We start from the raw sequence: 13,791 nt of genomic DNA on the forward strand, positions 1-13,791 counted from the left end.
CCAAAGCGGGCTCAAATTCTTGAAGGCTGGCGTTTTACACACCATATATTTAGCGATGCGTTTGTTCCAACGTTTTCATTTTTTCCAGCAGTTTCAGCTCAATCTTCTTCAGCATGCCAAACATCTGCAGTTGTTCCTCTTCCGTAAGCGCCTGCAAAAGTTCCCACGTCATCCGACCGCGATTATTAATCAACGTTCTTGCAAGCTGCTTCCCATCTTCAGTTAAAGACAACCATACAATTCTTCGGTCCTCTTCACTGCGCACCCGCTGGATCAGACCTTCGCTCTCCAGTTGATTCAGCACAATTGTGGTTGCTCCAGAAGATAGACTAAGTTGTCTGGCCACATCCACAGCCATACAGCGTTCTTCACGCAAAATCATGCCCAATATATGACTTTTCGTCGGATTCAATTTGCAGTTTGTTTCATTTCTTTGCTGCTGATCTAATACTTTATTTTTATATCTGAAGAAGGCCTCCAACAATTGATCGACATTTGCCAATTGAGAGTTTCGCTCCGTATCCGGGCTCATAAACGTTCCTCCTACCTTTGATCATAACCTACCTTATATTGTAACATATTTGTACTATTTTGTTTGTGAAAAATGCGCTTGTTTCCCAAAACCCTTTACTTGTCTGTAAAGTTCATGCTTATTTTGCCGTTTCATGTGACAAGCTACCTTATAGCATGAACAGATAACCACACAAGGAGGAATCAAGCAATGAACATTTATATTGTTTTCGATAGTGAAGGCGGTCATACACGAGCGCTTGCCGAGTCGATTGCTGCTGGCGCAGCCAGCGTGCATGGTGCAACCGTTCATTTGCATTCCACAGAAGAAGCCGACATTTACAAGCTGGTGGAAATGGACGCCATTATCTGGGGCTGCCCCGGACATTTTGGCTCCATCAGCTCGGGGTTGAAAAATTGGATCGACAAGCTGGGCTACCTCTGGGCTGAGGGCAAGCTTGTAGACAAAGTAGGTGCGGTGTTCTGTACCATCGCAACCGAGCATGGTGGACTGGAGTCAACGTTGATTCATCTGCTGACACCCATGCTCCATCAGGGCATGATCATTACCGGACTACCTGGAAACTTTGCAGATAATGCATTATATGGCTCCTATTATGGTGTTGGGGTGACGTGTCCGGTGGACAGTGATGATCTGCTCAGCGAACAGGGCATAGCACTGGGTAAAGCTCTGGGAGAACGCGTGGCTCGCATAACCAACCGACTGATCACATAGATATCAGAGTATTTCCCTTAAAAGAATTTGCTGTTCTTATCAAGCCTGCGCTCATAAGCTGAAAAGCAGTACCGCAGGCTTGAATCCTCCTTCCTGTAGAGAAATAGAAGGATTCTATTGCATTATTGGATTAAATTTGTTTATAATAACGTATATCTTTAAAGTTACTTTTAGTTACTTAATGATTTTTATAAATCTGTTATTATAAAGTAATAGGTTATTCATCCATTATATTGCAAGGGAATTTTACACATGAATCAAAATGCGTATTTAAAAACTGACGTTTGTATTGTGGGAGCTGGCCCTGGAGGGGCGCTACTCTCATTCCTGCTGAAACGGCAGGGAATATCCACCATTCTGATCGAGCGCCAGCCGCACCTTCTTAAGTCGTTTCGTGGCGAAGTGCTTAATGCAGATGGTGAACATGTATTGAATAAACATGGGTTATACCCTTCTGTCACCCAGCGTGGCGTGCTGCCTCTGGAGCAAATTCAATATTGGGAGAACGGTCAGATCATCCACACCATTTTCCCTGGAGAGCAAGAATCCCATGTGGGCATTCATGTGCCTCAGGATCATCTGCTGGAAGTCATCGTGTCACAATCACAGAACCAGGAAAACGAACAAGTCCTTTATAATACGGTTATGACTGGATTATTACGGAATAAGGCTGACCACACGGTTGGCATCAACATTCGGCAAGAAGGACGGCCTGCTTCCATTGAAGCAGCGGTTATTGTTGGTGCAGATGGCAGATATTCAGCTGTACGCAGACACGCTGGTCTGACCCCGGATATCCGCAAACATGGATACGATCTGTTATGGGCTCGCATTCCTGCTCCAGCAGGCTGGGAACCTGCTGTTCGAATGGCCAGTATGGATGGTCAGCAGTTGGCGCTATTCTCACAATTTGGAGGATACGTACAGATCGGATGGAACATCCCGCAAGGGTCCTTCTCCAAGCTGCGTGAACAGCCTTTTGCTCCCTTTGTACAGAAACTCGTGGCGGCCTTCCCCTGTCTCGCTGATTCGGTAGCTCAACATATCCAGACATGGAGTGATTTTGTTTTGTTATCCGTAGAGAGCAGTTTCGCCGAATTATGGGCGCAGGACAACGTTGTCTTGCTTGGTGATGCTGCTCACACAATGACTCCAACGGGCGCTTTTGGATTGAATGCCGCATTGGAAGATGCGGACGTGCTCGCTGAGCTGCTCATTGATATGGCAGCCGATCAATTCACTTCTACAGAACGGCTGCAAGAGCTGCAGGCCCGACGTGGAGAAAAAGTGAAGCAGCAGTTGGCTAGGCAACTGGAGATGGAGTCTTCGTTCCAGCAGCGGTACGAATCTTTTCAATAATGGGGCGTGTTATTCACGCACCGCGTAAATTAACAAACAGCCGATGACTCCCTGTTGGGGAAGCATCGGCTGTATTGTTCTTTTATAGAGTTAGACTGAATGTCTCTAATTTAGGTCCGTAAACATTCATGAACTATAAATAAATGAATAGATAAGTTCTGATTTATTTCATACTGTCTTTCACAAGTGCTGCAAATGCTTCCGAACCTTCCTTCGTCAGATGTACGCCATCTTTTTCGAAATATTCGTCATGCCCCTCGCTTGCAGTGTGCCAATCAATAAGAGATACATTGCTATAATCGGAAGCCGCTTCGTTCAGTGCTTTATTCACGGTTCGTTCCCATGGGCGAGGAACTCGCACGGTAACCAGATAAACATGTTCTTCATCTTTCAAATAATCCAGCACAGAATTCAGACTTTTGGAATTAAAGGAACCGTTTGTTCCAAGCTCCAGTACGACCTGACTGCCCATTTGGTTATTTCTCTTCAGGCCATCCAGTACATCGGCAGCCTCCCACATCTGACGGCCGATATGACCGTCCACGTGCACGCCCGAAATGGTTTGTTCAAGATAAGGCTTGGCGTCCAAAATAACTGAATCTCCAATGACCGTATAATGAATCTTTCCGTCTTTGGCTGGAGGGGCTGTTTCCTCTTGCTCTTTAGACGAATCTGATGTATTGACAGGATCCTCCGGTTGGTCATTACCGTTGTCTTCTGGATTTCCCGGATTGTCGGTGCTTCCTTTGGGTTTACCAACAGCATGGTTTGAATCGCCAGGAGTTGATCCTTTCTGCTCACCAGAAGTTGGTTCCTCAGATTTGGGAGCATTACCTGGCTTCTCCGTTTGCTGTTCTTCTTTGCCTGGTGGATCTCCAGCGTTCGCCGCTGGTTTGTCGTTTTTCTGTGGCGCAGGTTGGTTGTCTACCCCGGAAGTGCTCACTGTTGCCGGAAGAACGTCCTGCCCCTTTTCCTCCGTTACGGAATGATCTCCATTCAGCGTGGCCGACATCGATACCGAATGGGAATCAGAATTCGCTGCAGACGTAATCATCATCTGTGACACCGTAAAACACATCAATAGTATACTCATCAGCAATCCAGCGCGCTTCCACCATACGTTGAGAATACCTGTTGTATTGCGCCCTCTTCCCCATAACCGGGACCAGGAATCACGGAATCCGTTATGACGAATTGGATTTTCAATATATTTAAGTGACAAGGAGGCCAGTGCAACCGTTGCTGCAACCTGCAAAACCATTTGCACAGGACGTGCTCCACCCGTATCTACTGTTGGACTCGTCAGAATAATGACAGGATAGTGCCACAAATATAATCCATAGGATCGTTCCCCGATCCACCGCAATGGCTTAGCGCCAATGAGTCTTGCCAGGAAGGATGATGGATGAGCCAGTACAGCTACGAGCAATGTCGTCGCAATGGCCTGAAGCACCATTCCTCCTCGATACAATGAAGGGTCGTACTCGCTGCTATTCAGCATCATGTAGATTAACCAAGCCAGCGCAGCTAAACCTAACACATCCAGGACAAGCCGATTTATGCGGGCAAGAGATGACGATAGCTTGCGACTCGGCCATACGACGGCCAGTGCAGCACCAGCTAGTAGTGCAAATGCTCTTGTGTCTGTTCCATAATAAACACGGCTCGGGTCCAGATCCGGATTATACATGATGGCCATTGCACCAGCAGACAATTCAGCTGCCACGACAATAAAGACGACCAGCCATCCCTTTCTTTTGAACAAAACGATTGCTGCGACCAGTAGAATAGGCCATACAATGTAAAACTGTTCTTCCACAGCCAGCGACCAGAAATGTCCAAAGGGTGATGGAGGGCCGAAACTTTCGAAATAAGAAACATTATGAAAGATATACCACCAATTGCTTATGTATAATACTCCCGAGACAATGTCACCACGTAACGCAGCCAGTCGAGACGGATCTGTGCAAAGCAGCCAAATCATCACTACTGCAGTCATCGTGATCATGCCAGGTAACAAGCGCCTTACTCTTCGCACCCAGAAATCACCGAGCGAAATACGGCCATGCTCCTGCCATTGTGTCAAAAGAATATCTGTAATTAAATACCCTGATAAAACAAAGAAAATGCCTACTCCGAGCAACCCGCCCGGAATAAAACCTAAATTCAGATGATACCCTATTACTGCAAGCACAGCGATGGCTCGCAAACCATCCAGTCCGTTCATATGCCGCTTGCTTTTCAACGATTGTGACATGTGAGCCCCTCCTTGACATTGTGAGTCGACATCATCCATGTCTGGGGCGTTCGAGAACTCCTTGTGGTTCTGGTTGTCATTAACATACGTATTGCACCTTCCATCATTCATTTACAACATAAAGAAGACGTGTTACTTAACCATGATGTTTTATGATTACGATTTCTTTATATCTTTGTCGTTATGTCCCGTTTAGCATTATACGCCCGAAAGATTATTCACAAATTACAGTAATAGTTACAATCCAGTGAAACGATGTAACCTTTCCTGCCAAGCATATATAGCTGTAAAATCATACTCTAATTTTATTGTTAAATACAGCATTTTTCATAGAATGGCTAATATTACCTTACCTTTTATTTCATAATATGAGCAGATCCCTCTGAGGGTCTGGAGTGTACACTTATGCCAATAGGAAAAGGCTGCCGACTTGCTCAGCAGCCAATAACCATTATAAACCTATCTCTTGCCGGATTGAAAGTTTTGCTCATAATTGCATCTTGGTGCCTAGGACCCTAGAGGTAAAACGGATGAACCTTCTCCTCCGCACTCCCATCAAGAATCCGATAAGAGGATCGTCCTACGTACATTGGAATCTGCAATTTGTCCAGATTAACCATTCCATTTTCCAAGAAGTATTCCGGGTCTTGATACCGCTGTAACACTTCACCTGCAATCCATTCATGATCCCCATACGTTGTGATATCGATAACCTTGCACTCGTAAGCAAAATAAGCTTCGGTCAGAATGGGTACATTCACTTTGATTCCTTCTTCGTATGTAATCCCGAATTTCGAGAATTTGTCTGTGTCTCTTCCACTGAAGGTTCCCGCAGCCTGAATCCACTCCGAATGATGACCCGGAAGAAAGTGTATCCCGAATACTCCACTCTGATCAATCAATTCATAAGAGTACGTTTCCTTCCTCAGCGATATCCCGTAAATTCCGGGAGACGATCCAATATAAGTATGCCAGCCTGAGGCCATCACATTCTGCATTCCCTTATGACGGGATGTTACTACCGCCACCATGCCGGGATACGAATAAAACATAGGTTCATCTATCGGTTTCCGCACCTGATCACCTCTTCGTTTTCAATTGGCCCCAAAGCTGTAACAGGCCGTTTTCTCATCCATTATTATACAATATAAGTAAAGGATGAAAAAGAATTACTTCCTTCATGCCGGTCTCTAATGCTAATACCCGATAGTTATCTTCATGTCGCAACGTCTTCGACCTTTGCCATTGCCTCGCCAAATACACCACTCTCTTTTTCTAATCTATCTGTAATTTCAATGATTTTGTCGATGACATCCTTCTCCTGATTCGCCACCCTTTCACTCGCAATCTGAGCAAGTTTCTCATGTTGCCCAACACAAATGGAACGACTGGCATACTCAAACATGGGAATATCATTCGCATCATTTCCAAAAGCAATGAAATCATGGGGAGAGACCCCAAGTGCTTGCAAACCTGTCCATTTATTTACACCCTCAGGACTAATATCAATGATATGCTCTGTTCCATGCATGTAGGTCACCACAGGAAGGTTGTGCAATGCCTCCAGCATCTCCTGGTGATTGCGGCTGCTTAAGACCACTATCTTCACAATCTCGGTTAATTCCTCCAGCAGCACGTTCTTCGCTCTGCACTCAGGGTCCAGATTTCTTCGAATGGGATGTTCCGGGTTGCCTGAATAACAGTAATCCCATTGACAATCAATGAGATACTCTGCTTCATGCTGCTTCAATAACGCCAGTATATGGTGAGCAATGGATGCTTCCAAATAAACTGTGGAAATCTCAAGACCACTACGATACACAAAACCTCCATTCCCCCCTACCAGCGGGAATTGTTGCATATGGACGGGCAGTATAGGCAATAGATCGCGGATCGGTCGTGCAGAGGCAAAAATAAGTTCATGACCTTTCTCCACAAGAAAGTCCAATGCCTGAACCATTTCTCTGGTTAACGGTTTTCCCTGAAAACAGATCGTTCCATCGAGATCAAACACAAACTTCATCATCATTCCCCCTCGTTTTTCTAATCATATCAAGTTCATATATAATGAAAAGGACCGATGTCCATTCGAGGTGAAAAAAATGAAAATGTACCGGGAATATGAAAAAATACAATCTTATATGACCCTTTTTAATTTGGAACAAATCTTTGCTGACGCTGCTTCGCTTCCCATTCAGCTTCGGGAGTATGATTCAGATGAATATGTTCTCACGGAAGGCGATGAGCTAGAAGGGCTTTATTTCCAGGTGGAAGGTCTGACCAGAGTCTCCTCAAGTGTTGAGACTGGCAAGTCTCTTTTGCTGCGTTTCTGCCACCCCTTATCCATCTTTGGTGATATTGAATTGATTCAGAAGGTGGTTGTACAATCACAGGTTCAAGCTGTACAGCCCTCCAAATTCCTGTTTATAAACATACAAACCGTTGAACAAAACTTAATGCAGGATTATCGTTTTTTGAATGAATTACTTAAACATCTGTCCTATAAATTGCAGACATGTACAGCGGCATCCCGTATCAACTCACTTTCCTCCGTTGAAGAACGGTTTGCCATCTATTTGATGTCCACTCGTCTACCCAAAGAGTTCGGCAAGGAAATTAGCACGCCTCACATTCCAGAAATAGCATCCGTGATCGGTACAACGCCCCGACACTTAAATCGCCTTATTCAGAAACTGTCCGATCTGGAAATCCTGTGCAAAAAAAGAAAAGGTTTTGTTGTGCTGGATTGGGAGCGGGTGGATGAACTATCAAATGGATTGCGTTATGACTAGTATTCATAGTAATCTTGATTAAACACAACTGAGAAATGGGGAATAGCAGTGATTGAAAAAGCAACGTTTGCCGGGGGATGTTTCTGGTGTATGGTAAGTCCCTTTGAAGAGCAGCCCGGCATTCACGGGATTATATCCGGATACATGGGTGGAACCGTAGAAAACCCTACATATGAGCAAGTATTGACCGGGGAAACGGGGCATTTGGAAGTTGTGCAAATCTCGTTTGATCCAGCCATTTTCCCATATGAGAAATTGCTTGAGCTGTACTGGCCGCAGATCGATCCCACAGATGCCACGGGTCAGGGTAATGATCGCAAAAGCCAATATCGGGCTGCCATCCTGTATCACAATGAAGAGCAACGCCAATTGGCCCTGAAATCACGAGAGGAACTCGGCAAAACAGGCCGATTCGATAAACCTGTCGTTACTGCCATTGAGGAAGCCTCCGTATTTTATCCGGCAGAAGAATATCATCAAAATTTCCATCGCAAAGATCCGAAATATTATAAAGAATCCCGAATTTATTCCGGACGCGATGAAATTATCAAGAAATATTGGAGTTAATCTCTTTAAATAATTAATTAATAAAGCGGCCACATGGGCCGCTTTTTTGTTGCATCCATTTTACAGTACACCGATAAAAGTCTTCAACTCCTCAATGCTATCAATAACCCGATCCGCCTGAGCTATTTCATCGGCTTGAGCAAAGTCAAAATTACATCCAATGGAAATTAAATCATTATCCTTCGCAGCCTTAATGTCAGACAATCGATCCCCGATAACCATCCCATGAGTGATCTTATATTTCTCCACGATGGAGCGTACTAGATCAGACTTATTTTGTGATGAAATCTGCTGTATGCTGAATGTTTCCGTTACCCACTTATCCAGATGATAATAGTTTACGATGGCATTCAAGTATTCGATTTGTCCATTACTCGCTATGTATATCGGTATACTCTTCTCTTTGCAGTAGTGAAAGAACTCTTCTACGTACGGGTACAGGGCACCATGGCCTGCGTCGATATTCGCAATCAACTTCTCATGAAACCATTCATTTGCTTGTTGTCTAATCTGGTCCGAGTATCCGGGCAATAAATTCTCCCAGACGACGGGCAGAGGAACTCCCATAATCTCACGATACTTTTCTATTGGCGTATTCTGCTCCCACAATCCCTTTGATCTCAGATGATTAAAAGTGTCATGCAGAGAAGTTTCCAATATTCGATCTGTCTGAAATAGCGTACCATCCATATCAAAAATCAATGAAAGCATAAACAGATTCTCCTCCTTCATATTCAGGATATAGTTTGAGATATAATAGTCACTCTACTTAAGTAAAGTGACTATTCATCAACATACGTGAATACCTATCATTTTACAACCCTTCCAAACTTTCTGATTGAAATCACCCCTTATTCCAAGGTTGGTTATGAACTGCCTCTCATTCGTCCATACTATTACCTACGAATAAACCGTCATCACGAATGGCAGGGGAGGAAGCACCATGAACCGGAAAAACCCGCATCAAATTAATCAACCTGCAGCAGAACTACCCGTTCCGCTTGAATTCGATCGCAGCTGGATCACCCAACTGGAGTCCAGACTCGATAAAGGCGGCCCTTGGGGCGATTACAGACTCTTTCAACTTGGCATTCAAGCTGAAGAGACGAATCTGATTCCCAACTTTGATGAAATCCAATGTCTGAAGCATTTACAGGGACTCACTCCTCTTCCACACCAGATGGATACTGCACGCAGAGTACTGTTTGAAATGTCAGGCCGTGCCATTCTCGCCGATGAGGTTGGACTTGGCAAAACGATTGAAGCTGGCCTGATTTTGAAAGAATATATGGTCCGTGGACTTGTATCCAAAGTGCTCATTCTCGTGCCTGCGTCCCTTGTACTGCAATGGGTTCGGGAGCTGAATTCCAAATTTGGCATCCCTGCGATTGCACAGAAAAAAGCCTATTCCTGGCAAAATGAAATCGTGGTTGCCTCTATGGATACAGCAAAGCGTGACCCCCATAAAGATATGCTGCTGAATACGGATTACGACATGATTATTATTGACGAGGCTCATAAGCTCAAAAATAAAAAAACGACGAACTATCAATTCATGCTGAAATTGCGAAAAAAGTACTGCCTGCTGCTTACCGCCACACCGGTACAGAATGACATGAGCGAGCTGTTCAACCTCATTAATCTGCTCAAGCCAGGACAGCTTGGCCGTCAGGGTGATTTTGCAGCCAACTTTGTCGTCGACAAACGTATTCCGAAAAATCAGGAGCAGCTCAAGGATGAGTTGTCCAAAGTCATGATCCGTAACCGTCGCGGTGAAGGACCTGTTCAATTTACCAAACGGAACGTGTCCAATGTGAATTTGCAGCTTTCGCCTGAAGAACAAGCCCTTTACGATGGGGTGACTTCCTTTGTGAAGGATCAGTACCAGGAAGCCGGCGGCAATCTGAGCAGCATGCTTTCCCTGGTGACGTTGCAGCGAGAAGTATGCAGCAGCCGGGATGCCGTGTTTGTGACGTTGGTCAATCTGTCGAAGAAGCTTCCACTGGACTCCCCACTGCGGGATAAGATTTGGGAGCTCGTTGCCCATATTAAAGCGATCAAGGAAAATACGAAAGCCGAAAAAACGATGGAACTCGTTCGTGACATGAATGAGAAGGTTATTATTTTCACCGAATACCGTGCCACGCAGGAGTATTTGCTCAATTATTTTCGCAACAACGGCCTAACCGCTGTTCCCTACCGGGGCGGCATGAACCGTGGTAAAAAAGACTGGATGATGGACCTCTTCCGTGGTCGCGTACAAGCGATGATTGCAACCGAGGCGGGCGGTGAGGGTATCAATCTACAATTTTGCCATCACATGATCAACTTTGACCTGCCCTGGAATCCCATGCGTGTCGAGCAGCGGATCGGTCGCGTTCACCGATTGGGACAGCAGAATGATGTGAACATCTACAACCTTTCGACGACAGGCACAATCGAGGAGCATATTCTGAATCTGCTTCATGAGAAGATCAATATGTTCGAGATGGTTATTGGTGGATTGGATGTCATTCTGGAGCGGCTGGAGAAGAAGGAATCGATCGAAAAAAGCTTGTACAAAATCATGCTTGAATCACAAAACGAAGAGGATATCCGCCGTAAAATGGACTCGCTTGGACAATCGTTGAACTCCATTCAGCGCGAAGTCGCAGATGAGGCACCAGCCATATCCGGGCTTGATATTCGTAAAGGAGGCCTCTGATCATGACCATGTCACCCCATGAAGTGCAGGCATATGTGCTCACTTACCTGGAAACACTTGATTGTCAGATTATGGAGCGTTCTCCTGCCCATGTTACGGTAAAACTTTCACCTGAAGCCGACAAGGCATTAACCAACCGTCCGTATTATTGGGGATTTGTGGAGCGAACCGGCGCACCTGCGGAGACGATGTCCTTTACATTCGTCTTTGATCCGGATGCCCATCAGCAAGCGTTGGAAGCTGAAGAAGCAAAAGCTGCACAGTTAGCTCCTCCAACCTCACCAGGTGCCGGTACCCCCGAGGCTCCCAAAGAGACTATTCTAGGTCGATACTTCGGTATTGTCCCTTCTCTGCCTCAGCTGGGACCCGGACGGATTTTGAAAGAAGATGTTGTATATGGCAGTCGCAGGTTGCAACAGATCTTCAATGCAGCGCGTGAAGGCGGCGCATTCGTGAACCTGTTCGAACAGGCTGCAAAAAGGCAATTGCGAGCTACCGCGCCAGCAGTATATGAGCCATGGCTTGGTGTGTGTTTTAAAGTGGAATTCGCCTGTGATCTGAAAAAAGAGGAACTTCATTTTATCGGCATCTCCCTCAGAACAGGGGAAATTGTCGAGAAGTTTGGCTCGAAACTGAACAGGCGTGACCTTAGCCCAAGGCTGGCGGAGAACATGCACGTACAGACCGCCAAAGTATCGCTAGCCGATGCCGGGGCAGCTCTGGAATCGCATTTGACAAATCGCTTGCTGGAACTCGACTATAGCTGGGCAGAGAAAGCCAAAGAACGGCTTGATCTGGAGCTTGCTGTTGTGGATACGTACTATGAAGCAGTTCTTAGAGAGGACACCCCTGAAGTCGACGTTGATACAACCTCTGCCTCCAGCACAGACGGTAGTTCAACGGATCAGGAACATGCAGGGACCGGGCCATCTCCCCAGATTCAGACTTCTCGCTCCGGCCCTACTCGTATCCAGAAAGCACATCTACAGCCCGTCGAACCAACTAGCGTGATGATTGGAGCAGATGTCGAACTCGCTGCTGAAGCTGCTGTTCAGGCAGAACCAGAAACGGACCCGGAACAGGAGAAAGCCCGCCAAGCGGTCCTGGACCGGGAAGCTATGAAGCTGCAATATGAAACACGGCGTACCGAAATGATCTGGCAATACGAGCCCAAAGTGAAGGTGACCGCAATTAGCAGCGGCATGTTTCATTTGAGATAGACGACGAAGACACTACTTTTCCCGCAAATGACGGCAAAAGTAGTGTTTATTCATGAGTGGCAGCCCGACAGGTTGCAGCAACCTTTGCATAACCTGTCCTCTAAAATGGAATTAGAAACGATCACGTAGCGAAAATGGAGTCCGTTTTGTCAGGATATGTACCCCAGAAAAGTAGGTGTTAGCATGAAACGACCCTTCCACAAGGGATGGAACGTGATTCGCCGTATAACCGGCATTGTAATGTGTTTTCTATGTATAATCACCCTGCTCCCCTTACTGCAAGCTGAAGGTGCTGGAATCCAAAATGCAACTAGGTCCGTACTACCCACTACATTGGCCACAAGTACGGCGGAACTTCATTCCGACACACTGGCTCCTGATGCAGTACAACAATTTGCTCGCGAGCAAGCCATCATTCTAAGTACTGAACATGAGGGGAACCATTGGAATCATGCTCAATTGGACTTTTATCCCCTCGGTCCAGGCACACGCAGCTGGTTGGTATACGCTAATGTTGGAGAGTCACCCGTTGGTTATATGATCATTTCCGCTAATGACCAAGGACAATTTCAACTTACCGAGTACGGTCAGGGAGAACAACGACCGTACAACATTTCCTTGTTGGATCAAGCTCTGGATCGACAGCAACTGGACTTGAAGAAGATGATTAATGACGGAGGAGGGCTTCAATTACGTTATGCGCCTCCCCTGCTCGCTTATTGGAAAGTGGAGAGACCTAACGATGATGCAATCTATATTGACGCAACCAACGGCGACACCTTACCAACGGGTATTTTGGATGCACTGGATACGGACTCACGGCAGGCTACGAGTCGAATGAAGTTCATAAGGTCAATATCTGTACAAGCTGTCGTGATGACGCCCGAAGATTCGCCTCAAGTCTCCTCGTTGTCCGTTGACTCCATGGATCTTCAACCTCTCTTTGATCCCGCGGACAATCTCTTATGGATCACGTCAAAAGCACTTTCGATCAATGGCGTAAAGACATTGAATCAGCAATGGAAAGAGCATAAGAAGATCATTTTCTCTGCAGATGAGAAAAATGTCTTGTATGGCGGGGCTTTGCCTGTCAGTGGTTATCAAATCTGGCGTGACGACCGTGGAACCGTTCAAAAACAATATGTAGCTATTGGCGGGAATACTTCGGTAAGACGATTTGTACCTCTTCACACTTTGCTGCGGGACGGGCATTTCTATGCTGTGAAACCTTGACCTATCTATACAACAAATAAGACGCCTTCCTCTGGTTCTTCATAGGAATGCGTCTTTTTCTTTGGAAGAAGCTACTACCTATGTTGGTTCTTGATTCACCCTTTACCTGAAGAGCTTCGTTTCTGCATTTTCCCCTGTGAATTCATTGCTTTTTCCTTTTTTCCAACCCATAGAGATACAGCAAAAGGAATCATTCCAAACCACTTCATTGTCCACGGCTCTTTGGCTTTGGTGCGTCCTTTACGCTCATCCTTCGGAGTGTCGATATAATGAACGACTCGCTCCGTAATGTATTTCACCAGCTCATCACTTTTGGCCATAACCTCTGCCTCCTTAGCTCCGGCAAAGCCGGGGCTTATGTTATCTCTATTGTGTGCAGAAGGGATCATCAATAAACATTTTTTTTGCTGCAA

General features: G+C 45.7%; 13 protein-coding genes. 7 read left to right on the plus strand and 6 right to left on the minus strand.

Features of this window, described 5'->3' with window-relative positions; genetic code table 11:
- Nucleotides 1-49: 49 nt before the first annotated feature.
- Entirely contained in the window at nt 50-532 is a 483-nt protein-coding gene (locus gpAD87_RS15865) for a MarR family winged helix-turn-helix transcriptional regulator (RefSeq protein ID WP_063564745.1), read from the minus strand.
- Between the two features lie 189 nt (nt 533-721).
- Here gpAD87_RS15865 and gpAD87_RS15870 point away from each other — a divergent pair, with 189 nt between their 5' ends.
- A complete protein-coding gene (locus gpAD87_RS15870; RefSeq protein ID WP_063564746.1) occupies nt 722-1,246 on the plus strand; it encodes an NAD(P)H-dependent oxidoreductase in 525 nt (174 codons plus the stop codon).
- A gap of 252 nt (nt 1,247-1,498) precedes the next feature.
- Complete coding sequence (locus tag gpAD87_RS15875; protein WP_064639161.1) at nt 1,499-2,605, plus strand: FAD-dependent monooxygenase; 1,107 nt, start codon at nt 1,499-1,501, stop codon at nt 2,603-2,605.
- Between the two features lie 163 nt (nt 2,606-2,768).
- Here gpAD87_RS15875 and gpAD87_RS15880 read toward each other — a convergent pair whose 3' ends face one another.
- From gpAD87_RS15880 to gpAD87_RS15890, 3 genes are all read right to left on the minus strand, one after another.
- Nucleotides 2,769-4,862, minus strand: coding sequence for an acyltransferase family protein (locus gpAD87_RS15880; RefSeq protein WP_064639162.1), 2,094 nt, complete (start codon nt 4,860-4,862; stop codon nt 2,769-2,771).
- Between the two features lie 515 nt (nt 4,863-5,377).
- On the minus strand, nt 5,378-5,938 hold the full coding sequence (locus tag gpAD87_RS15885) for a flavin reductase family protein (protein ID WP_064639163.1): 561 nt from the start codon (nt 5,936-5,938) through the stop codon (nt 5,378-5,380).
- A 140-nt stretch (nt 5,939-6,078) separates the two neighbouring features.
- Nucleotides 6,079-6,885 (minus strand): HAD hydrolase family protein, encoded by an 807-nt coding sequence (locus gpAD87_RS15890; protein ID WP_064639164.1) that lies wholly within the window; start codon nt 6,883-6,885, stop codon nt 6,079-6,081.
- Between the two features lie 133 nt (nt 6,886-7,018).
- On the opposite strand from gpAD87_RS15890, the gene gpAD87_RS15895 reads away from it, so the two are divergent.
- Nucleotides 7,019-7,654 carry a Crp/Fnr family transcriptional regulator gene (locus gpAD87_RS15895; RefSeq protein WP_331710886.1) on the plus strand — a complete coding sequence of 212 codons (636 nt, stop codon included), beginning with the start codon at nt 7,019-7,021 and terminating at the stop codon, nt 7,652-7,654.
- Nucleotides 7,655-7,705: 51 nt separating this feature from the next.
- Nucleotides 7,706-8,221 carry a peptide-methionine (S)-S-oxide reductase MsrA gene (gene msrA, locus gpAD87_RS15900; protein WP_024629294.1) on the plus strand — a complete coding sequence of 172 codons (516 nt, stop codon included), beginning with the start codon at nt 7,706-7,708 and terminating at the stop codon, nt 8,219-8,221.
- 60 nt (nt 8,222-8,281) lie between these two features.
- Here the strand turns inward: msrA and gpAD87_RS15905 are convergent, their stop codons facing one another.
- Nucleotides 8,282-8,932: an HAD family hydrolase gene (locus tag gpAD87_RS15905; protein WP_064639166.1), complete on the minus strand. Its 651-nt coding sequence runs from the start codon at nt 8,930-8,932 to the stop codon at nt 8,282-8,284.
- Nucleotides 8,933-9,164: 232 nt separating this feature from the next.
- Between gpAD87_RS15905 and gpAD87_RS15910 the strand changes: the two genes are divergently transcribed.
- From gpAD87_RS15910 to gpAD87_RS15920, 3 genes are all read left to right on the plus strand, one after another.
- Entirely contained in the window at nt 9,165-10,925 is a 1,761-nt protein-coding gene (locus gpAD87_RS15910) for a DEAD/DEAH box helicase (protein ID WP_064639167.1), read from the plus strand.
- Nucleotides 10,926-10,927: 2 nt separating this feature from the next.
- Complete coding sequence (locus tag gpAD87_RS15915; protein ID WP_064639168.1) at nt 10,928-12,145, plus strand: YqhG family protein; 1,218 nt, start codon at nt 10,928-10,930, stop codon at nt 12,143-12,145.
- 156 nt (nt 12,146-12,301) lie between these two features.
- Nucleotides 12,302-13,378 carry a hypothetical protein gene (locus tag gpAD87_RS15920; protein ID WP_064639169.1) on the plus strand — a complete coding sequence of 359 codons (1,077 nt, stop codon included), beginning with the start codon at nt 12,302-12,304 and terminating at the stop codon, nt 13,376-13,378.
- 95 nt (nt 13,379-13,473) lie between these two features.
- On the opposite strand, the gene gpAD87_RS15925 is transcribed toward gpAD87_RS15920, so the two are convergent.
- A complete protein-coding gene (locus gpAD87_RS15925; RefSeq protein WP_064639170.1) occupies nt 13,474-13,698 on the minus strand; it encodes a YqzE family protein in 225 nt (74 codons plus the stop codon).
- Between the last annotated feature and the right edge of the window lie 93 nt (nt 13,699-13,791).

The organism is Paenibacillus sp. AD87 (assembly GCF_001659845.1).
Classification (GTDB): domain Bacteria; phylum Bacillota; class Bacilli; order Paenibacillales; family Paenibacillaceae; genus Paenibacillus; species Paenibacillus marchantiae.

What these genes read in the sequence shown, in the direction of transcription:
- gpAD87_RS15920 (WP_064639169.1), top strand. Translation starts at nt 12,302, where the DNA reads ATGTACCCCAGAAAAGTAGGTGTTAGCATGAAACGACCCTTCCACAAG.
- gpAD87_RS15910 (WP_064639167.1), top strand. Translation starts at nt 9,165, where the DNA reads ATGAACCGGAAAAACCCGCATCAAATTAATCAACCTGCAGCAGAACTA.
- gpAD87_RS15880 (WP_064639162.1), bottom strand. Translation starts at nt 4,862, where the DNA reads ATGTCACAATCGTTGAAAAGCAAGCGGCATATGAACGGACTGGATGGT.
- gpAD87_RS15865 (WP_063564745.1), bottom strand. Translation starts at nt 532, where the DNA reads ATGAGCCCGGATACGGAGCGAAACTCTCAATTGGCAAATGTCGATCAA.
- gpAD87_RS15905 (WP_064639166.1), bottom strand. Translation starts at nt 8,932, where the DNA reads ATGCTTTCATTGATTTTTGATATGGATGGTACGCTATTTCAGACAGAT.
- gpAD87_RS15925 (WP_064639170.1), bottom strand. Translation starts at nt 13,698, where the DNA reads ATGGCCAAAAGTGATGAGCTGGTGAAATACATTACGGAGCGAGTCGTT.
- gpAD87_RS15875 (WP_064639161.1), top strand. Translation starts at nt 1,499, where the DNA reads ATGAATCAAAATGCGTATTTAAAAACTGACGTTTGTATTGTGGGAGCT.
- gpAD87_RS15890 (WP_064639164.1), bottom strand. Translation starts at nt 6,885, where the DNA reads ATGAAGTTTGTGTTTGATCTCGATGGAACGATCTGTTTTCAGGGAAAA.
- gpAD87_RS15915 (WP_064639168.1), top strand. Translation starts at nt 10,928, where the DNA reads ATGACCATGTCACCCCATGAAGTGCAGGCATATGTGCTCACTTACCTG.
- gpAD87_RS15870 (WP_063564746.1), top strand. Translation starts at nt 722, where the DNA reads ATGAACATTTATATTGTTTTCGATAGTGAAGGCGGTCATACACGAGCG.